The sequence below is a fragment of the Nonomuraea sp. SBT364 genome (assembly GCF_001083785.1).
Taxonomy (GTDB): Bacteria; Actinomycetota; Actinomycetes; order Streptosporangiales; family Streptosporangiaceae; genus Nonomuraea.
The window spans coordinates 26,223-44,159 of record NZ_LAVL01000067.1; the positions used below are offsets into that span (position 1 = coordinate 26,223).

A 17,937-nucleotide genomic window follows, 5' to 3' on the forward strand; every position below is an offset into this window, starting at 1 on the left:
CTCACAGCTCCGGCACGCCGGGCCCGGGCAGGCGGTCGCCGGAGCGCTTGGCGAGCTCGGGGTCGAGCTGCTCGATCAGCCGCTGCACCAGGGCGGCCCGGCGCACCCGCTCGCGCCCGAGCTCCCTGGGCACCGCCCCGAGGTGCCCGCCCGACGGGTAGATGCCGGGCGCGTTGCGCAGCCCCATCTTCAGGTAGACCGGCGCGGCGGCCCGTACGATCTCCACGGCCTCGTAGAACCGTACGAAACCGCCCTGATCATCCGGCACCTCCAGATAGAGGTCGATCGGCAGGCCGGTCGCGGCGCGGATCTCGGCGAGCTGCGGCACGGTGAGGTCGGTGCCGACGTTGACCGTCGAGGCGCCCAGCCGCTCGAACAGGGCCGCCGTCGGCCCGTTGGTCAGCGGCAGCAGCACGGACGTCTTCAGCACCAGGTTCGCCGGGAGCGTGCCGTCGTCCTTGAGCCGCCGCAGCACCTCCAGCGTGCCCAAATCGCCCACGAGCAGGCTGCGGATGCCCAGCGCGCAGGCCCGCTCCGCGTCGGCCACGCACGCCGCCACCATCGCGTTGCCGCGCGCCGCCGCGCCCACCGCCTGCGTCAGCTTGGCCTGCCCGCCGATGTCCCAGGCGGCGCGCGGCCCGAGGAACAGGTTCACCTCGATGCCCCGCTCGGCGCCGATCCGCGCCATCGCGGTGATCTCCGCGTCGGACAGCATCATCACGCCGCTGCCCTGCGAGGTGCGCTCCAGCGGCACGCCCAGCCGTTCCGCCTCGGCGACCACCGCCTCCAGCACCGCGGGCCCCTCCACGCTGGGGATCTCGAACCGGTACGGCGAGCCGTCGGCGAACCGGGCCGCCGAGACGGGCGCCGCCTGGATCACCGGGTACCCGAGCCGGGCCATGAGCGCGTGCAGGTCGTCCAGACTCGTCATCGTGCCTCTCCTCACATCACAGGGGGAATCCAGCCTTTCAGGTGCGTGCCCGGCGGGTCATAGGATCGGGGCATGGAGCTGGTCCCCGGCGTGCGCGTCGCCGTCACCGACCGTCACGGCGGCGTCAGCACAGGCCCGCACGGCACGCGCAACCTCGGCGGCCTCACCGGCGACGACCCCGCCGCCGTGCGCGCCAACCGCGAGGGCGTCGCGGCCGAGCTCGGCGTGCGCGCGATCGTGTTCATGCGCCAGGTGCACGGCGCCGAGATCGCCTACGTGAGCGAGCCGTTCGGCGACGACCCGCCGCCGGTCGACGGCGTGTTCACCACCGAGCCGGGCCTCGCGCTGGCGTCACTGGGCGCCGACTGCCCGGCGGTGCTCGTGGCCGACCCGGTGGCGCGGCTGGTCGGCGCCGCCCACTCCGGCCGCCCCGGCACCGAGGCCGGCGTCGCCGCGGGCCTGGTCGCCGCCATGGCCGACAAGGGCGCGGTGCCGGGCCGGATGGCCGCGCTGATCGGCCCCGGCGCCTGCGGCCGCTGCTACGAGGTGCCCGCCGAGCTGCGCGACCGCGTCGCCGCCGTCGTGCCGCAGACCCGCTCCACCACCTCCTGGGGCACCCCGGCCCTCGACCTGCGGGCCGGCATCGAGGCCCAGCTCCGCGCCGCCGGCGTCGCCGACGTCCGGCACGACGACCGCTGCACGATCGAGACCGCCGACCTCTACTCGCACCGCCGCGACGACCCCGGCCGCTTCGCCGGCCTCATCTGGCTCGCCTAGCGTCGCCGACAAATCCGCCGCCACTTTTTCGTCGATCATCACGCCTCCCCGTACGGACGCGTCCTGACATCGTGAATGCAGGACGAAGGGGGACAAGCAGTGCATGACACGTTGACGGCGGGCGCCTCGGTCACCGGCCTGGGCGCCACCACACCGCTGGGTGGTGACGTGGCTTCCACCTGGGCCGCGATGCTGGAAGGGCGCTCCGGCGCCGAGCTGATCGAGGAAGACTGGGCGGTGGACCTGCCCGTGCGGATCGCCGCCCGGATGCGCGTCGACCCGGCCGAGGTGCTGGGCCGGGTGCCCGCCCGCCGGCTGGACCGCTGTCAGCAGGCCGCCCTGGTCGCGGCGCGGGAGGCGTGGGCCGACGCCGGGGCGCCCGAGGTGGAGCCTGAGCGCCTGGCCGTGGTGATCGGCACCGGCGTCGGCGGGGTGCTGACCCTGCTGGCCCAGGACGACCTGCTGGAGGCGTCCGGCCCGCGCAAGGTGTCGCCCTACACGGTGCCGATGCTCATGCCCAACGCGGGCGCCGCCGTGGTCAGCATGGAGCTCGGCGCGCGGGGCGGCGCGCACACGCCGGTGAGCGCCTGCGCCTCCGGGGCCGAGGCGATCGCGCTGGGCCTGGACCTCATCCGCCTGGGCCGCGCCGACGTGGTGGTCGCAGGCGGTGCCGAGGCGTGCGTGCACCCGCTCACCCTGGCCGGATTCGCCCAGGCCAGAGCGCTGTCGAGATACGCGGGCGCGCCCGAGGAGGCGTCGCGGCCGTTCGACGCGGGCCGGGACGGGTTCGTGCTCGGCGAGGGCGCGGCCGTGCTGGTGCTGGAACGGGACGGGTTCGCGGCGGCGCGCGGCGCCGGCCCGCACGCCACGCTCGCCGGCGCGGGCACCACCTCCGACGCCCACCACATCACCGCAGGCGCCCCCGAGGGCCAGGTGCGCGCCATCCGTCTGGCTCTGGCCTCGGCCGGCCTGGGCCCGCGGGACATCGGCCACGTCAGCGCCCACGCCACCTCCACGCCGAGCGGCGACCTGACGGAGAACGCCTCGATCAGCGAGGCCGTCGGCGTCCACCCGGCCGTCACCGCCGTCAAGTCGATGACCGGCCACCTGTGCGGCGCCTCGGGCTCGCTCGGCGCCATCGCCGCGATCCTGAGCCTGCGTGAGGGCGTGATCCCCGCCATCCGCAACCTCGACGACCCGGACCCCGAGGTCGGGCTCGACCTCGTCGGCGGCGCCCCCCGCCACGGCCGGTGGCGGGCGGCGATGGTCAACTCCTTCGGCTTCGGCGGGCACAACACCAGCCTGGCCTTCACCGCCTAACGGGCCAGGATGTCGTCCAGGTCGTAGGAGACGGGCCGTTCGAGCTGCTCGTACGTGCACGACTGCGGGGTGCGGTCGGGGCGCGGCCGCCGCCACTGGGCGGTGTGCCGGAACCGGTCGCCCTCCATCTGGTCGTAGGCCACCTCGATCACCAGCTCCGGCCGCAGCGGGATGAACGACAGGTCCTTCTTGGCGTTCCACCGCGAGATCGCGCCCGGCACCCGCTGGCCGCCGGTGGCGGGGCCGGCCGCGGGCTGGCCGATGTTGGCCGTCGCCTGCTCGGCCCAGTGCCCCCACGGGTGCTCGGACAGGTCGGCGATGTACGGCTTGAGCTCCTCGACCAGCTCGGCCCGCCGGGCCATCGGGAACGAGGCCGCCACACCCACGTGGTGCAGGCGGCCGTCGTCGCCGTAGAGGCCGAGCAGGATGGAGCCCACGATGGGGCCGGACTTGTGCTCGCGGTAGCCGGCGATCACCACGTCGGCGGTGCGCTCGTGCTTGACCTTGAACATGGTCCGCTTGTCGGGGATGTAGGGCTGGTCGCCGGGCTTGACGATGATGCCGTCGAGCCCCGCGCCCTCGAACATGTCGAACCACTCGGCCGCCTGGCTGTCGTCGGCCGTCACCGGAGTGAGGCGGATGGATCCGCCTTTTTCCGGAAATATCTCCACGAGCCGCCGGCGGCGCTCCGCGAACGGCGTCTCCATGAACGACTCGTCCCCCAGCGCCAGCAGGTCGAAGGCGACGAACGAGGCGGGCGTCTGCTCCGACAGCATCTTGACCCGCGAGGCCGCCGGATGGATGCGCTGCTGGAGCGCCTCGAAGTCGAGCTGCGACCCGCGCGGCAGCACGATCTCGCCGTCGACCACGCACCGCTCGGGCAGCTCCGCCCTGGCCGCCTCCACCAGCTCGGGGAAGTAGCGCGTGAACGGCCGCTCGTTGCGGCTGCCGAGATAGACCTCCTCGCCGTCGCGGAACACGATGCAGCGGAACCCGTCCCACTTCGGCTCGTAGAACAGGTTGCCGTCCTGCCGGGGCATGGCCTTGACCGGCTTGGCCAGCATCGGCGCCACGGGCGGGCGCACGGGCAGGTCGAGATCCGGGATCGGCTCCGGCTCCTTGGCCGCCTTCTTCCCCCGGGGCGTGGTCGGCTCTGTCATGGGCCCGACTCCTTCGTGTAGCGGCAGAAGAGGACCCCCTCCTCTTCCAGCACCTGGCTGAGCTCAAGCTTGACGTGTGAGGGCGCGCCGTCGAGGACGCGCGCCGCGTCGCCGCCGATCAGCGCCGGGCTGATCGTCAGGCACAGCTCGTCGACCAGCCCGGCGGCCGCGAGCTGGGCGTTGACCACCGGCCCGCCCTCGCACAGCACGCGGGTCAGGCCGCGGTCGTGCAGCGCGGCCACGGCCGCCGGCAGGTCGACCGACTCCTCGCCGGCCACGATCACGTCGGCCACCTCGGCGGCGGCCTTGCGCCGGTCGGCGGGCGCGCTCTCGCAGGTGACGACGATGGTGCGGCTGACGCCGCCGAACAGCGGCCCGGCCAGGTCGAGGCCGAGGCCGCGGGTGATCACCGCGATGGGCGGCGCGGCGGGCGAGCCCGCCCGCAGCTCGCGCCACGACTCGCGCGGGTGGACCGCGCCGTAGCCCTCGGCCCGGACGGTGGCGGCGCCCGCCACGATCACGTCGGCCAGCCCGCGCAGGATCCCGAAGACACGCCGGTCGCCCTTGCTGGACAGCCCGCCGGACAGCCCGTCGACCCACGCGCCCCCGTCGGCGCTGGCCACCATGTTGAGGCGCAGCCACGGCCGGTCGGGGTAGGCGTAAGCCTGTTCGATGTCCGGATTGTCTTCTATGTCGGGATGGATGCGACGCACCCCTCTACCTTGGCACACGCCTGCGACAACTCATGGACGCCGGGGCTGGCGCAGCACCTGCAGCGAGCGGGAGGTGACCGCGACCAGGTCACCGGGCCGCCACCCCTCGTCGACGAACATGCTCTCCAGCGTCTCGTGGCTGGTGTCGAGCTCGGGGATCCAGGTGCCGCCGAACTCCTCGCCCGGCAGCGTGAACGTCATGTCCTCGTGGTGGGCGTTGATCAGCAGCAGGAACGAGTCGTCGACGATCCGTTCACCGCGCGGCCCCGGCTCGGTGATCGCCTCGCCGTTGAGGTAGACCATGAGCGACTTGGCGTAACCGATGTGCCAGTCGTCCGCCGACATCTCCGCCCCGCCGGGCGTCAGCCACACCAGGTCGCGCCGGCCGTTGTCCGGATGGCGGCCGTGGAAGAAGCGCCGCCGCTGGAACACCGGATGCTCCCGCCGCAACTGCGACAGCCTGCGCACGAACGCCAGCAGGTCGGACTCGGTGCGCAGCATCGACCAGTCGATCCAGGCGATCTCGTTGTCCTGGCAGTAGGCGTTGTTGTTGCCCCGCTGCGTCCGGCCCAGCTCGTCGCCGTGCGAGAGCATCGGCACGCCCTGCGACAGGAACAGCGTCGCCAGGAAGTTGCGCCGCTGCCGGTGCCGCAGCCCGACGATGCGCGGATCCTCCACCGGCCCCTCGGCCCCGCAGTTCCAGGACCGGTTGTCGTCGGTGCCGTCGCGGTTGTCCTCGCAGTTGTCCTCGTTGTGCTTGTGGTCGTACGAGACCAGGTCCGTCAGCGTGAAGCCGTCGTGGCAGGTGACGAAGTTGATCGAGGCCACCGGCCGCCGCCCGGACGTCTCGTACAGGTCGGCCGAGCCGGTCAGCCGCGACGCGAACTCCGGCAGCGCCGAGTGCGTCCCGCGCCAGAAGTCGCGCACCGTGTCGCGGAACTTGCCGTTCCACTCGGTCCACAGCGGCGGGAAGTTGCCCACCTGGTAGCCGCCCGGCCCCACGTCCCACGGCTCGGCGATCAGCTTGACCTGCGAGATCACCGGGTCCTGCTGGATCAGGTCGAAGAACGCGCTCAGCCGGTCGACGTCGTGCAACTCCCTGGCCAGCGCCGACGCCAGGTCGAACCGGAACCCGTCGACGTGCATCTCCAGCACCCAGTAGCGCAGCGAGTCCATGATGAGCTGCAGCGCGTGCGGCGAGCGCACGTTGAGCGAGTTGCCGCACCCGGTGTAGTCCAGGTAGTAGCGCCGGTCGCCGTCGTGCAGCCGGTAGTAGGCGGCGTTGTCGATGCCCCGGAAGCCCAGCGTCGGCCCCATGTGGTCGCCCTCGGCGGTGTGGTTGTAGACCACGTCGAGGATCACCTCGATACCCGCCTCGTGCAGCGCCCGCACCATCGCCTTGAACTCCGGCACCTGCTCACCGCGCGTCCCGGAGCTGGAGTAGCCGCCGTGCGGGGCCAGGTAGGCCATCGTGTTGTAGCCCCAGTAGTTCGTCAGCCCGCGCGCCACCAGGAAGTGCTCGGGCATGTAGTGGTGCACCGGCATCAGCTCGACCGCCGTCACCCCGAGCGACACCAGATGGTCGATGATCGCCGGATGCCCCACCCCCGCGTACGTCCCCCGCAAATCCTCGGGCACGCCCGGATGGCGCATCGTCAGCCCCCGCACGTGCGCCTCGTAGATCACGCTCTGGTGGTACGGGACCCGCGGCGAGCGGTCGTTGCCCCATTCGAAGAACGGGTTGATCACCACGTTCTTCGGCATGTAAGGCGCGCTGTCGGCCGAGTTGGGCCGCGACGGATCGGTGAAGTGGTAGGGGAAGAGCGCCTCGCTCCACGTCAGGTCGCCGTCGACGGCCTTGGCGTAGGGGTCGAGCAGCAGCTTGGCCGGGTTGCACCGGTAGCCCAGGGCCGGCTGGTAGGGCCCGTGCACCCGGTAGCCGTAGCGCTGCCCGGGCATGATCCCGGGCAGGTAGCCGTGCCAGACGAACCCGTCGACCTCGGGCAGGTCGATCCGCTCCTCGGAGCCGTCGTCGCCGAACAGGCACAGCTCGACCCGCTCGGCCACCTCGGAGAACACCGAGAAACTGGTGCCCACGCCGTCCCAGGTGCCACCGAGTGGATAGGGTTCGCCAGGCCAGACTTCGCGCATGTGACCCGATTGTCGCACGCGAACGCGGTGCAGCTACAGGAGTTCGGCGCGCAAAGTGATCGTCGTGCCCGCGAGCGCCTTGCTGACCGGGCAATTCGCCTTCGCCGTCTCGGCCGCTTCCTGAAACTCCCCGGCGCTGACGTCCGGCACCCGGCCCTGCACGCTGAGCACGATGCCGGTGATGCCCTCACCCGGCTGGAACGTGACGTCCGCGGAGGTCTGCAGCGACTCCGGCGGCGTGCCGGCGCCCGCCAGGGCGTGCGAGAGGGCCATCGAGAAGCACGCGGAGTGCGCGGCGGCGATGAGCTCCTCCGGCGAGGTCTTGCCCCCCGCCTCCTGGGACCTGGAGGCCCACGACACGTCGAACGCGCCGACCCCGGACGAGTTGAGCGAGACGGTGCCGTGACCGTCCATCAGGGCTCCCTTCCACTCTGTCGTGGCGGTGCGCGTGGTGGCCATGAGAATGCTCCCTCTGTTCGTGGATCTCCGATCCTATCCCGGGGCCGTGAACGTACCCGGCCACGACATCCGTCTGCCCTTTTCCGGCGAATAGTGACATGCTCGGGTCGCGGCACACCCGCCGCCTAGGTCCGGATCACGGGAGTGTGGTGCCAGTGGAGGCACCGTACGACGACCGCCTGCTGCACCAGCGGGTGGTCGGCGGCGACGAGGCCGCGCTCGGGGAGATCTACGATCGGCTCTCCTCGCTGATCTTCGGTCTCTCCCTGCGCGTCACCAGGGACCGGGTGATCGCCGAGGACATCACGCAGGAGGTGTTCCTGATCTTCTGGGAGCGCCCGCTGGCCTACGACCCCGGCCGCGGCACGCTGCGGGCCTGGCTGGCCACGATCGCGCACCGCCGCGCCGTCGACCACGTGCGGGCCGAGGAGCGGCGCCGCGTCTCCGCGCTGGGCCCCCGGCTCTTCGAACGGGCGCCGGACCGGCTGGAGGACACGGTGCTCGCCGCCGACGAGGCCGAACGGGTCCGGCAGGCCGTCACGGCGTTACCCGACAACCTGCGCCAGGTGGTCGAGCTCGCCTACTTCGGCGGCAGGACGTACCGGCAGGTGGGGGAGGAACTGGGCGTGCCCGAGGGCACGGCCAAGTCGCGCATCCGGCTGGCGCTGCGCCGCCTGGCCGACGCGCTGGCAGAGGAAGAGGTGTGATGGAGCCGCTCGAGCGTCTGTACCTGGACGCGCTGCTGGAGGACCCGGTGGAGCCCACGGGCACGCTGCGTCCGCAACTGCTGGCCGGGGCCAGGGCGCGGCGCCGGCCGGCCGCTCCCACCGCCCCCTGGGCCCAGCCGTACGCCGGCCGCGTGGCCGCCATGGACGCGCTGCTCGCCTCGGCCGTGGACGACGACTGGTCCCGCGTGATCGTCGAAGGCTGGACGCTCCAGGAACTCGTCGCGCACCTGGCCGCCAAGGACGGCCTGCTCGCCGCTTCCGTCGGCGCGCCCGTCCTGGGTCCCGAGCTCACCGCCACCGACTCGGCCACCCGCACCGCGCACGTGCAGGCGTACGAGAGCGCCCGCGACCCCGAACAGACCCGGAGGGACTGGCGGGCCCAGGCCGACGCGCTCTGCCGCCACCTGGCGGACCTGCCCGCCACCGTCCCCGCCACCCTCGACGGGCTGGAGGCGCCCGCCGCCGACCACGTCCTGGCCAGGATGCTGGAGACGTGGGTGCACACCGACGACGCCGCCCGCACCGCCCGCATCCGCCTGCCGCACCCGCTGCCCGGCCACATCCACCCGGTCGCCGACCTGTGCGCCAGGCTGCTGCCCTGGACGATGCTGCTGTCGGGGCTCGACGCGGCCGGTCGCAGCGTGCGGGTGACGCTCACCGGGCCCGGCGGCGGCGACTGGCACGTCGCGCTCGGCGTCGAGGACGCCGCCCCGCCGGCCGCGCCCGACGCGAGCATCACGGCGGACGTCGTCGCGTTCTGCTTCCTGCTGGGCGGGCGCGGCGACCCGGCGAGCTTCCCCGCCGAGCTGACCGGCGACCACGCGCTGGCCCGCGACGTGCTCGCCACCGCCCCCGCCCTGTCGGGCCCCTGAGGAAGCGCTGAAGAAGCGCTGAGGAAGCGCTGAGGGGGCGCTGGCGGGCGTTCAGGACTCGGTGACGAGCTCCACGTCGTACGGGTCGTCGGACTCCGCCAGCACCCGCTTGGCGCCCTGCTCGGCCCGCTCGTCGCCCCGGGCGCGCAGCCCGCGCGTGGCCTCGGCGACCGTACGCAGGTCGGGGTCGTCGAGCCGCGCCGCGAGCGCCTCCCTGATCTCCGGCGTGTCGGCGTCCAGCCCGGCCAGGCCGGACGTGGCCCAGTCGCGCACCTCGCGGTCGTCGTCGCGGGTCATGCCGATGAGCAGCGCCAGCCCCTGCGCGTGATCCGGCGGCAGCACGTCGGCCAGCGCGATCGCGTCGGTCATCGTGCGCTTGTGATCGGGGCGGCCGATGATGTCGAGCACCTGCGGCAGCGCCCTCGGGTCGCCCTGGTGGCCGAGCGCGGCCAGCACCGAGCGCAGCACCTGCGGGTTGCCCTCGGTGGTGGTCATCTTCTGCAGCAGCGGCAGCGTCCGCTCCAGGTAGGGCTTGCCCTCGTCGGTCACGCCGAACTGGGCGATCGCGTCCACGCCGAACTCGCGCTCCCGGGCGTCCTCGCTCACGCACAGCTTCGCCAGCGCGTCGTAGGTCTCGTCGTCGGCGCGCCTGCCCAGCGTGTCGGCGACGGCCCACCACGTCTCGGCGTCCTCGTCCACGTCGCGGTGCGCCAGCGCGCGCGCCACCAGCCGGTCGACCGGCGTGTAGACGCCTGCCGCGTCCTCCAGCAGCGTCGCGATCGCCGCGTGGCCGCGCTGCGCCTGCACCTGCTCGGTCTGCGACCCGTCGGCCGAGCGGCCCGCCACCGTCACCAGCTCGGTGCCGTCCTTGGCGAACTGCCGCGCGACCACGTACTCCCAGTCGTCCTGCCCGATCTGGTCGAGCAGCGCGCTCTCCAGGTGCACGCCCACCCAGTCGGCGGCGATGTCGAGCGGGGTGTCGCCGTCGCCGTCGAACCTCTCCGGGTCGGCGCCCGCGGCCAGCAGCTCACGCACCACGCCCAGCGCCCCGCGCCGGGCCGCCAGCGTCAGCGGCGTGTCACCGGACTCGTTGGCGGCGTCGGCGTCGGCGCCCGCCTCGATCAGCACCCGGGCCGTGTCGGAGCTGCCGTTGGCCGCCGCCCACATCAGCGCGGTCCAGCCGCCGCTCTCCCGGCCGTCGACCTCGGCCCCGGCGGCCAGCAACGCCCCGGCGGCCTCCACCCGGTCCCAGGCGGCGGCCGCGCACAGCGGCAGCCCGCCCTCCTCGTCCGCGCCCTCGCTGGCGACGTTGGGATCGGCGCCCTGGGCGAGCAGCTCGCCCACCGTCACGGTCTCGCCGTTCAACGCCGCCCGGTAGAGCTGTTCCTCATGCATGACAGGGACCCTAGCCTGGCCCGGCCGCGCCGCGGGACCAAGCCGGGGCCCGTGTCATCAACTGATACGCGCAGGAGGGCCTGCACGGTTCGACGGATGCCGATTCCTCCTCCCGGAGGATCGCAAACCGCCGCAAACGCGATATGTTGCGAGTATGACTGACCCTGGGGAGGTTCGGGCCTCCGACGCCGAGCGGGAAGCCGTCGTGGAGCTGCTGCGTGAGGCCTCCGTCGAAGGCAGGCTCACGCTGGCCGAGCTGACCGACCGCACCGAGGCCGCCTACACCGCCACCACGCACTCCGAGCTCACCCTGCTCACCCAGGACCTGCCCGCCGCCCCGGCCGCCCCGGCTCAGGTCCGGCCGCGCGAGGGCAAGAAGCGGCGCTGGTTCGTGGGCATCATGGGCGACACCAAGCGGCGCGGCACCTGGCGCATCGACCAGGAGCTCGGCGCCGTGGCCGTGATGGGCGACGTGCTGCTCGACCTGCGCGAGGCCGAGGTGCGCACCGACCTGGTGGAGATCATGGCCGTGTCGGTGATGGGCGACGTCAAGATCATCGTCCCCGACGGGGTCAACGTGGACCTCGACGGCGTGGCCATCATGGGTGACAAGCGCGTCGACGTGCAGGAGGCCGCGCCCGGCACCAGCGCGCCGGTGATCCGGGTGCACGCCTACGCGGTGATGGGCGACGTCAAGGTGCTCGGCGACTCCCGGGCCAAGCCGCTCAAGCGCCGCTGGTCGGCCTGGCGCGAGCACTGGCGGGAGCTGCACGGCGACGACTGGAACGAGCGCCGCCACCTCGACCGCGGCTACTGACCCCCGGCGCCGTACGGCGCCGCAGGTCGTACGGGGCCGTACGGGCCGCTGAGGGCCTTAGGAGGCCGCCGCATCGGCGGAGGTGAGCAGGGCCGCCTCGTAGCGCTCCAGCGCCACCTGGGCCAGCTCCGGCGCCGGGCCCAGCACGCCGGCGACCACGTCGGCGCCCGCGGCCAGGGTGTCACGCCGGACCTTGTCGGCGAAGTAGCCCGGGGCCAGCAGATACGGCGCCACGGCCACCCGCGGCGCCCCCGCCCGCCTGAGCAGCGCGACCGCCTCGGCGGGCGCCGGCCCGGCGGCGGGCGGGACGGCCGCCCCGGCCCGCCCCCCCGCCCAACCGGGCGGGGCGGCCGGACCCGCTCCGAGCTCCCAGGCGCGGGCCATCCCGGCGATGACCGCGTTGGCGCGGGCGTCGCTGGAGCCGGCCGAGACGAGCACGACCGCGGTGTCGGGGTCACCCGGGGGGACGCCCGCCTCCGCCAGGCGCCGCTCCAGGGTGGACGTCAGCAGCGGATGGGGGCCGAGCGTGGCGCCGTAGTGGACGCGCAGCCGGGGATCGCGGGCGCGCGCCTCGTTGAGCGCCGCCGGCAGGTCGACCCGGCTGTGGTACGCCTCCGTCAGCAGCAGGGGCAGCACCACGGCCTCCGTGAGCCCGTGCAGGGCCTGGCCGAGCGACGGCGCCGAGTGGTCGAGATAGGCGCTGCGCACCGGCAGCCCGGGCCGGGCCCGCCGCACCTCCTCCAGCAGCGCCTCAACCGTCGCGGCCGCCCGCGGATCCCGTGACCCGTGCGCCACCGCCACCAGCGGCACCCCGCCCCGCCCCGCGCCGTGCGCCGCGAGCGTCGTGTCGTGGCGGGCGGGACGTCCGCCACGGCCCGCCCCGTCTGCCAACGGGACGGGCCGGCGGCCGGGAGTTACAGGTGAATGCCGCATTCGACCTTCCCCAGCCCCGCCCAGCGGCCGCTGCGCGGATCCTCACCCTCGGCGACCTGGCGGGTGCACGGGGCACAGCCGATCGACGGGTAGTTGTCGTAGTGCAACGGGTTGATCAGCACCCCGTTGTCGGCCATGTAGTTGTCGACGTCCTCCTGGGTCCAGGAGGCGATCGGGTTGACCTTGACCATCTGCCGCTTGGCGTCCCACTCGACGACCTTGGTGCCGGACCGGCTGGCCGACTCGTCGCGGCGGATGCCGGAGATCCACGCCAGGTAGGGCTCCAGGGCCCGGTTGAGCGGCTCGACCTTGCGCAGGAAGCAGCACAGGTCAGGGTTGCGGCCGAACAGGCGCGGGCCGAGGTCGCGGTCCTGCTCCTGGACGGTGCGCGACGGCTTGATGTCGATCACGTTCACGTCGTAGACCTGCTGGACGGCGTCGCGGGTGCCGACCGTCTCGGCGAAGTGGTAGCCGGTGTCGATGAAGAGCACGTCCACGCCGGGCTTGACGCGGCTGACCAGGTCGATGAGCAGGGCGTCGCTCATGGAGGAGGTCAGGCAGAGGCGGTCGCCGAACGTCGCCGCGGCCCACCGGATGATCTCGCGGGCGGGCGCGTCCTCCAGGAAGACGGCGGCCGACTCGACGATGTCCTGAAGGTCGAGCGTGCCGCGCTGCCGGCTCAGCCCTACCTCGATGTCGACGAGCGTCATATGTTCACCCCGATTCCGAGAAACTTCAGCTTGAAGGCACGCGAGCAGGCGCGGCAGTACCAGCCGCCGTCGCCCTCGTAGGGTTCGAGGTCCTCGTCTGCGCAGTACGGGCAGTGGAACGGCACGGCGCGGGTGGTCATTTGAGGTCCGCCTCGTCGGCGCGCTGCACCCAGTCGGCGAACGTCTCGCCTTCCTTCTTCTGCTCGTCGAAGTGCGTCACGACCCGCTCCACGTAGTCGGGCAGGCCCTTGGCGGTGGTCTTGAGCCCGCGGACCTTGCGGCCGAAGCCGGAGCTGACGCCGAGCGAGCCGCCCAGGTGGATCTGGTAGCCCTCGACCTGGTTGCCGTCGGCGTCCATGACGAGCTGGCCCTTGAGGCCGATGTCGGCCGTCTGGATGCGCGCGCAGGAGTTGGGGCAGCCGTTGACGTTGATGGTGAGCGGCTCGTCGAACGTCGGCAGCCGCCGCTCCAGCTCGTCGATCAGCCGGGAGGCGCTGGCCTTGGTCTCGACGATGGCCAGCTTGCAGTATTCGATGCCGGTGCACGCCATCGTCTGGCGGCGGAACGTCGACGGGTTGACCTTGAGGTCGTTGGCCTCCAGCTCGGCGACGAGCGAGTCGACCCGGTCCGGGGCGATGTCCAGAATGACCATCTTCTGCTCGACCGTGGTGCGGATCCGGTCGGAGCCGTGCCGCTCGGCGAGGTCGGCGATCAGGCGCAGCTTGGCGCCGTCGAGGCGGCCGACCCGGGGCGCGAAGCCGACGTAGAAGTTGCCGTCGTGCTGGGGGAAGACGCCGACGTGGTCGCGCCGGTTGGCGCGGGGCAGCTCGGGGGCGGGGCCGTCGGGCAGCGGCTCCTTGACGTACTCGCTCTCCAGCACCTCGCGGAACTTCTCCGCTCCCCAGTCGTTGACCAGGAACTTCAGCCGCGCCCTGTGCCGCAGCCGCCGGTAGCCGTAGTCGCGGAAGATCCCGATCACGCCCGCGTAGACGTCGGCCACGCGCTCGGGGGCGATGAACACGCCCAGCCGCTTGGCCAGCATCGGGTTGGTCGACAGCCCGCCGCCGACCCACAGGTCGAAGCCCTTCTCGCCCTGGTCGTTGACCACGCCGACGAACGCCACGTCGTTGATCTCGTGCACCGTGCAGTGCGCCGTGCAGCCGCTGAGCGCCGTCTTGAACTTGCGCGGCAGGTTGGAGTAGGCGGGGTTGCCGATGAACTTCTCGTTCAGCTCGCGGATCCTGGCGCTGGCGTCGATCACCTCTTCGGCGTCGATCCCGGCGACCGGGCACCCGATGATCACGCGCGGGGTGTCGCCGCACGCCTCGGTCGTGGACAGCCCCACGGCCTCCAGCCGCTCCCAGATGTCGGGCACCGACTCGATCTCCACCCAGTGCAGCTGCACGTTCTGCCGGTCGGTGATGTCGGCGGTGCCGCGCGCGTACTCGTCGGAGATGTCGGCGATGACCCGCAGCTGCCGCACGTCGAGCTGGCCGCCGTCGATGCGCACCCGCATCATGAAGTAGCGGTCGTCGAGCTCCTCGGGGTCGAGGATCGCCGTCTTGCCGCCGTCGATGCCGGGCTTGCGCTGGGTGTAGAGGCCGTACCAGCGCATGCGGCCGCGTAGGTCGGCCGGGTCGATCGAGTCGAAGCCCCGCTTGGCGTAGATGTCGATGATCCGCTGGCGGACGTTGAGCCCGTCGTCGTTCTTCTTGCTCTCTTCGTTCTTGTTCAGCGGCTCTCGGTAACCGAGGGCCCACTGACCTTCGCCGCGCGGGCGCTTGTGGTGCCGGCTGGCAGGGGTGCTCATTGCGCGTCCTTTGTCTTATGGGCGCGCCCAGCGTTCCTCCTGCCTCGTCATCGAGTGCAGGGGAGAGGAGGTGCGACGCGCTCAGCGGAAGAAATCTGCGGTTACCGGGCGTCGCAACAGATGGCACTGCGGACACGCTGAAGGTCGACGTGGCGTCGACCGACGAGCATGGGGTCCGCTGGCATGCCTCGAAGATACCCCGGTGGCCATCGATGTCCAAGACCGGGTCCAGAGTCTGGACGCGTCGGGTACGTTCGCGGTATGTCTCCCCTGATGACGGCCCTGCTCGTCTTCCTGGCCCTCTACGTCGCCTGGATGGTGGTGGCCAACCTGCCGCGCCGGGGCCGGTCGGCGTCGTACGGCCGGGCGGACCACACGGGCGTCGTCCTCTACTGGCGGCCGGGCTGCCGCTACTGCATGAGGCTGCGCATGGGCCTGCGGTTCACGCCGCTGGCCTACACCGAGGTCAACATCTGGCGCGACCCCGAGGCGGCGGCGTTCGTCCGCTCGGTCAACAACGGCAACGAGACCGTGCCGACCGTCACCGTGGCCGGCCGGGTGCTGGTCAACCCGTCGAGGCGGCAGCTCCTGGAGGCGGCGGCTAGCCCTGGCGCAGCCAGTTGACGACGGGCTCGGCGGGCTCGGCGAGCTCGGCGGGCTCGCCGGGATCGGGCTCCGGCTCCTGGTGCTGGCAGTCGCACCAGGATCCGCCCCGGCACTCATCGTGACGTCGTTCCTTGCAGCGTTCGCAGATCACCTCTGCATTATCAGGGTGATCCCCGATGTGGGCGGGTACGCACGGTGACATGCTGTGACCATGCGCACCATCCTCAACGTCATCTGGCTCGTCTTCGCCGGCATCTGGCTCGCCATCGGCTACACGCTCGCCGGGATCGTCTGCTGCATCCTGATCATCACGATCCCGTTCGGCATCGCCTCCTTCCGGATCGCCGCCTACGCGCTGTGGCCGTTCGGGCGTACGGTGGAGCGTGACCCGGACGCCGGCGTGTTCTCCCTGGTCGGCAACGTGATCTGGTGCGTGGTGGCGGGGATCTGGCTGGCGATCGGGCACGTGGTGACGTCCATCCCGCTGTTCATCTCCGTCATCGGCATCCCGCTGGGCGTGGCGAACATCAAGATGATCCCCGTCTCCCTCCTCCCCCTGGGTGCGCGCATCGTCGACAACGACTAGGGCAGGACGAGGGGGACGTAAGCTGTTCCCGAGAGTCACTGCGAAATAGCGTTGGGTGCCATGACGTCCACGGATGCGCCTAGCCGGTCCAAGAGGCGGCTCGCCTCCCAGGCCCGCGCGAGGCTGAGCTGGGTGCGCGACACGAGGTCGTGGGCGACCGCCCGCGCCGCGACCAACGCCGGCGTCAACTACCGGGTCACCGGCCTGGCGGGCGAGGCCGCGTTCTTCGCCCTGCTGTCGCTGCCGCCGTTCGTCCTGGGGCTGATCGGCGTCCTGGCCAAGCTCGGCACCTGGCTCGGCAGGCAGCGGGTGCGCGACATCGAGGCGTGGGTGATCGACCAGGCCGGGCTGCTGTTCACCGACGACGCGGTCACCGGCGTCGTCCGCCCGCTCCTGGCCGACGTGCTGCGCGACGACGCCAGCAAGGTGTCGATCATCTCGCTCGGCTTCCTGCTGTCGCTGTGGTCGGGATCGCGCGCCCTGTACGTGTACGTGGACCTCATCTCGGTCGCCTACGGCCTGGGCGAGGAGCGCGGCATCATCCGCACCCGGCTGATGTCCTTCGGCCTGTACGTGGTCGGGCTGGTCATCGGCATCATCGTGATGCCGATCCTGGTCATCGGGCCGACCCTGCTCAGGGGCGTGCTGCCGGGCCAGTACGGCGTGCTCATCGACGTCCTCTACTGGCCCGTGGTGATCGTCGGGTCGGTGCTCTTCCTGACCGTGCTCTACCACGTGAGCGTCCCGGTCCGCACGAAGTGGTACCGGGAGCTGCCGGGCGCGCTCCTCGCGCTCATCCTGTGGATCGTCTGCGCCGCCGTGCTGCGCGGCGTGCTGGCCGCCTGGTTCTCGCCCGTCTCGGTGTACGGCTCGCTCGCGGCGCCCATCGCGGTGCTGCTCTGGCTCTACATCACGGCGCTGGCCGTGCTCATCGGGGCCATTCTCAACGCCGAGGTCGACCGGCTCTGGCCGGGCCTCGGCCGTGCGAAATAGCCGTCGTTCCGCCATAATCGCCCCGATGGAGGCGCAGCAGAAGGTCGGCCCGTACGTCCTGGTCCGCAAGCTGGGCGAGGGCGGCATGGGCTTCGTCCACCTGGCTCGTGACGAGTCCGGCAGGCAAGTCGCGCTGAAGATGATGCGGCCCGAGCTCGCCGCCCGCGAGGAGTTCCGGCGCAGGTTCGGCAAGGAGGCCGAGGCCGCCCGGCGGGTCGCCCGGTTCTGCACCGCGCCGGTCCTCGACGCCGGGTTCGACGCCGGCACCGCCTACCTGGTCACCGAGTTCGTCGACGGCCCCGACCTGTCGGGCGTGATCCAGCGGCACGGCCCCATGACGGGCTCCAACCTGGAGGCGCTGGCCGTCGGCGTGGCCACCGCGCTGGCCGCCATCCACCAGGCGGGAGTCGTGCACCGCGACCTCAAGCCGTCCAACGTGCTGCTCAGCCCCGTCGGGCCGCGCGTCATCGACTTCGGCATCGCCCAGCTCGCCGACACCGCCGAGCTGCCCTTCACGGTCGCGCGGAGCATGGGCACGCCCGCGTACATGTCGCCCGAACAGGCCAAGGGCGAGCCCGTCACCCCCGCCGGCGACATCTTCGCGTGGGGGGCGCTGATGGCGTACGCGGGCACCGGCCGGCCGCCGTTCGGCACCGGAGGCGTCGCCGAGGTCGTCTACCGGGTGATCAACCACGCGCCGGTGCTCGACGGCCTGGACGAGCGCATCCGGGCACTGGCCGAGCGCGCCCTGGACAAGGACCCCGCCCGGCGGCCCACCGCGCAGCAACTGCTGGACAGGCTGCTGGGCCGTACCGAGGTCCCGGTGGACACCGCCACGCAGATGGTGTCGGAGACCTGGACCCCCGTCCTGCGGCCCGCCCAGGGCACCCACGCCGCCGCGCCCCCGTCCCCGGGCCACGCGGGACCGGGCCACGCGGGGGCGAGCCGCGCGGGCGGGGCCGCCGCCGCGGCGCAG

Annotated in this window: 20 protein-coding genes; 9 read left to right on the forward strand and 11 right to left on the reverse strand. The window is 72.4% G+C overall.

The window, feature by feature from the left end; genetic code table 11:
* Position 1 precedes the first annotated feature (1 nt).
* Positions 2–931, reverse strand: coding sequence for a U32 family peptidase (locus ADY59_RS26450; protein ID WP_049567052.1), 930 nt, complete (start codon positions 929–931; stop codon positions 2–4).
* A 72-nt stretch (positions 932–1,003) separates the two neighbouring features.
* Between ADY59_RS26450 and pgeF the strand changes: the two genes are divergently transcribed.
* Both pgeF and ADY59_RS26460 read left to right on the forward strand, forming a co-directional pair.
* Entirely contained in the window at positions 1,004–1,708 is a 705-nt protein-coding gene (pgeF, locus tag ADY59_RS26455) for a peptidoglycan editing factor PgeF (RefSeq protein ID WP_049567056.1), read from the forward strand.
* A 99-nt stretch (positions 1,709–1,807) separates the two neighbouring features.
* Positions 1,808–3,028 carry a beta-ketoacyl-[acyl-carrier-protein] synthase family protein gene (locus tag ADY59_RS26460; RefSeq protein WP_269433645.1) on the forward strand — a complete coding sequence of 407 codons (1,221 nt, stop codon included), beginning with the start codon at positions 1,808–1,810 and terminating at the stop codon, positions 3,026–3,028.
* Here ADY59_RS26460 and ADY59_RS26465 read toward each other — a convergent pair.
* The 4 genes from ADY59_RS26465 to ADY59_RS26480 are packed head-to-tail and all read right to left on the reverse strand — an operon-like array spanning position 3,025 to position 7,511.
* The gene (locus ADY59_RS26465) at positions 3,025–4,188 is read right to left on the reverse strand and encodes an ATP-dependent DNA ligase (protein WP_082310410.1); all 1,164 of its coding nucleotides are present in this window, start codon (positions 4,186–4,188) and stop codon (positions 3,025–3,027) included. The two genes, ADY59_RS26460 and ADY59_RS26465, sit on opposite strands and share 4 nt — an antisense overlap.
* On the reverse strand, positions 4,185–4,901 hold the full coding sequence (locus ADY59_RS26470; RefSeq protein WP_049567062.1) for a pyrimidine reductase family protein: 717 nt from the start codon (positions 4,899–4,901) through the stop codon (positions 4,185–4,187). Before ADY59_RS26470 ends, ADY59_RS26465 begins: the two co-directional genes overlap by 4 nt.
* A 30-nt stretch (positions 4,902–4,931) precedes the next feature.
* The gene (glgX, locus tag ADY59_RS26475; protein ID WP_082310411.1) at positions 4,932–7,052 is read right to left on the reverse strand and encodes a glycogen debranching protein GlgX; all 2,121 of its coding nucleotides are present in this window, start codon (positions 7,050–7,052) and stop codon (positions 4,932–4,934) included.
* A 33-nt stretch (positions 7,053–7,085) separates the two neighbouring features.
* Positions 7,086–7,511, reverse strand: a complete 426-nt coding sequence (locus tag ADY59_RS26480; protein WP_049567068.1) for an OsmC family peroxiredoxin — start codon at positions 7,509–7,511, stop codon at positions 7,086–7,088.
* Between the two features lie 149 nt (positions 7,512–7,660).
* On the opposite strand from ADY59_RS26480, the gene ADY59_RS26485 reads away from it, so the two are divergent.
* Together ADY59_RS26485 and ADY59_RS26490 are read left to right on the forward strand one after the other, a co-directional pair.
* The gene (locus ADY59_RS26485) at positions 7,661–8,218 is read left to right on the forward strand and encodes a sigma-70 family RNA polymerase sigma factor (RefSeq protein WP_049567106.1); all 558 of its coding nucleotides are present in this window, start codon (positions 7,661–7,663) and stop codon (positions 8,216–8,218) included.
* A complete protein-coding gene (locus tag ADY59_RS26490; protein WP_049567071.1) occupies positions 8,218–9,111 on the forward strand; it encodes a maleylpyruvate isomerase family mycothiol-dependent enzyme in 894 nt (297 codons plus the stop codon). The genes ADY59_RS26485 and ADY59_RS26490 overlap by 1 nt, the downstream gene beginning before the upstream one ends.
* A 51-nt stretch (positions 9,112–9,162) precedes the next feature.
* Here ADY59_RS26490 and ADY59_RS26495 read toward each other — a convergent pair whose 3' ends face one another.
* Positions 9,163–10,506 carry an ankyrin repeat domain-containing protein gene (locus ADY59_RS26495; RefSeq protein ID WP_231618895.1) on the reverse strand — a complete coding sequence of 448 codons (1,344 nt, stop codon included), beginning with the start codon at positions 10,504–10,506 and terminating at the stop codon, positions 9,163–9,165.
* 154 nt (positions 10,507–10,660) lie between these two features.
* Here ADY59_RS26495 and ADY59_RS26500 point away from each other — a divergent pair, with 154 nt between their 5' ends.
* Positions 10,661–11,323, forward strand: a complete 663-nt coding sequence (locus ADY59_RS26500) for a DUF1707 SHOCT-like domain-containing protein (protein ID WP_082310412.1) — start codon at positions 10,661–10,663, stop codon at positions 11,321–11,323.
* Between the two features lie 57 nt (positions 11,324–11,380).
* Here the strand turns inward: ADY59_RS26500 and ADY59_RS26505 are convergent, their stop codons facing one another.
* The 4 genes from ADY59_RS26505 to ADY59_RS54105 form a co-directional block, all read right to left on the reverse strand.
* Entirely contained in the window at positions 11,381–12,124 is a 744-nt protein-coding gene (locus tag ADY59_RS26505; protein WP_231618899.1) for a sirohydrochlorin chelatase, read from the reverse strand.
* Between the two features lie 113 nt (positions 12,125–12,237).
* On the reverse strand, positions 12,238–12,966 hold the full coding sequence (locus tag ADY59_RS26510) for a phosphoadenylyl-sulfate reductase (RefSeq protein WP_049567084.1): 729 nt from the start codon (positions 12,964–12,966) through the stop codon (positions 12,238–12,240).
* A gap of 136 nt (positions 12,967–13,102) precedes the next feature.
* Positions 13,103–14,776 carry a nitrite/sulfite reductase gene (locus ADY59_RS26520; RefSeq protein WP_049567090.1) on the reverse strand — a complete coding sequence of 558 codons (1,674 nt, stop codon included), beginning with the start codon at positions 14,774–14,776 and terminating at the stop codon, positions 13,103–13,105.
* A 101-nt stretch (positions 14,777–14,877) separates the two neighbouring features.
* On the reverse strand, positions 14,878–14,961 hold the full coding sequence (locus tag ADY59_RS54105) for a putative leader peptide (protein WP_311132608.1): 84 nt from the start codon (positions 14,959–14,961) through the stop codon (positions 14,878–14,880).
* Between the two features lie 76 nt (positions 14,962–15,037).
* Between ADY59_RS54105 and ADY59_RS26525 the strand changes: the two genes are divergently transcribed.
* Positions 15,038–15,400 carry a glutaredoxin domain-containing protein gene (locus tag ADY59_RS26525; protein ID WP_231618896.1) on the forward strand — a complete coding sequence of 121 codons (363 nt, stop codon included), beginning with the start codon at positions 15,038–15,040 and terminating at the stop codon, positions 15,398–15,400.
* Here the strand turns inward: ADY59_RS26525 and ADY59_RS50330 are convergent.
* On the reverse strand, positions 15,378–15,533 hold the full coding sequence (locus tag ADY59_RS50330) for a hypothetical protein (RefSeq protein WP_156325748.1): 156 nt from the start codon (positions 15,531–15,533) through the stop codon (positions 15,378–15,380). The genes ADY59_RS26525 and ADY59_RS50330 overlap by 23 nt on opposite strands.
* 60 nt (positions 15,534–15,593) lie before the next feature.
* On the opposite strand from ADY59_RS50330, the gene ADY59_RS26530 reads away from it, so the two are divergent.
* The 3 genes from ADY59_RS26530 to ADY59_RS26540 form a co-directional block, all read left to right on the forward strand.
* The gene (locus ADY59_RS26530; RefSeq protein ID WP_049567113.1) at positions 15,594–15,968 is read left to right on the forward strand and encodes a YccF domain-containing protein; all 375 of its coding nucleotides are present in this window, start codon (positions 15,594–15,596) and stop codon (positions 15,966–15,968) included.
* Positions 15,969–16,028: 60 nt separating this feature from the next.
* The gene (locus ADY59_RS26535) at positions 16,029–16,961 is read left to right on the forward strand and encodes a YihY/virulence factor BrkB family protein (RefSeq protein ID WP_197093865.1); all 933 of its coding nucleotides are present in this window, start codon (positions 16,029–16,031) and stop codon (positions 16,959–16,961) included.
* 25 nt (positions 16,962–16,986) lie between these two features.
* Positions 16,987–17,937 (forward strand): serine/threonine-protein kinase (locus ADY59_RS26540; RefSeq protein ID WP_049567094.1); only part of this gene is annotated, 951 nt, incomplete at its 3' end.

What these genes read in the sequence shown, in the direction of transcription:
- ADY59_RS26495 (WP_231618895.1), bottom strand. Translation starts at nt 10,506, where the DNA reads ATGCATGAGGAACAGCTCTACCGGGCGGCGTTGAACGGCGAGACCGTG.
- ADY59_RS26490 (WP_049567071.1), top strand. Translation starts at nt 8,218, where the DNA reads ATGGAGCCGCTCGAGCGTCTGTACCTGGACGCGCTGCTGGAGGACCCG.
- ADY59_RS26520 (WP_049567090.1), bottom strand. Translation starts at nt 14,776, where the DNA reads ATGAGCACCCCTGCCAGCCGGCACCACAAGCGCCCGCGCGGCGAAGGT.
- ADY59_RS26535 (WP_197093865.1), top strand. Translation starts at nt 16,029, where the DNA reads ATGACGTCCACGGATGCGCCTAGCCGGTCCAAGAGGCGGCTCGCCTCC.
- pgeF (WP_049567056.1), top strand. Translation starts at nt 1,004, where the DNA reads ATGGAGCTGGTCCCCGGCGTGCGCGTCGCCGTCACCGACCGTCACGGC.
- ADY59_RS26500 (WP_082310412.1), top strand. Translation starts at nt 10,661, where the DNA reads ATGACTGACCCTGGGGAGGTTCGGGCCTCCGACGCCGAGCGGGAAGCC.
- ADY59_RS26510 (WP_049567084.1), bottom strand. Translation starts at nt 12,966, where the DNA reads ATGACGCTCGTCGACATCGAGGTAGGGCTGAGCCGGCAGCGCGGCACG.
- ADY59_RS26480 (WP_049567068.1), bottom strand. Translation starts at nt 7,511, where the DNA reads ATGGCCACCACGCGCACCGCCACGACAGAGTGGAAGGGAGCCCTGATG.
- ADY59_RS54105 (WP_311132608.1), bottom strand. Translation starts at nt 14,961, where the DNA reads ATGCCAGCGGACCCCATGCTCGTCGGTCGACGCCACGTCGACCTTCAG.
- glgX (WP_082310411.1), bottom strand. Translation starts at nt 7,052, where the DNA reads ATGCGCGAAGTCTGGCCTGGCGAACCCTATCCACTCGGTGGCACCTGG.
- ADY59_RS26525 (WP_231618896.1), top strand. Translation starts at nt 15,038, where the DNA reads ATGTCTCCCCTGATGACGGCCCTGCTCGTCTTCCTGGCCCTCTACGTC.
- ADY59_RS26530 (WP_049567113.1), top strand. Translation starts at nt 15,594, where the DNA reads ATGCGCACCATCCTCAACGTCATCTGGCTCGTCTTCGCCGGCATCTGG.
- ADY59_RS26465 (WP_082310410.1), bottom strand. Translation starts at nt 4,188, where the DNA reads ATGACAGAGCCGACCACGCCCCGGGGGAAGAAGGCGGCCAAGGAGCCG.
- ADY59_RS26450 (WP_049567052.1), bottom strand. Translation starts at nt 931, where the DNA reads ATGACGAGTCTGGACGACCTGCACGCGCTCATGGCCCGGCTCGGGTAC.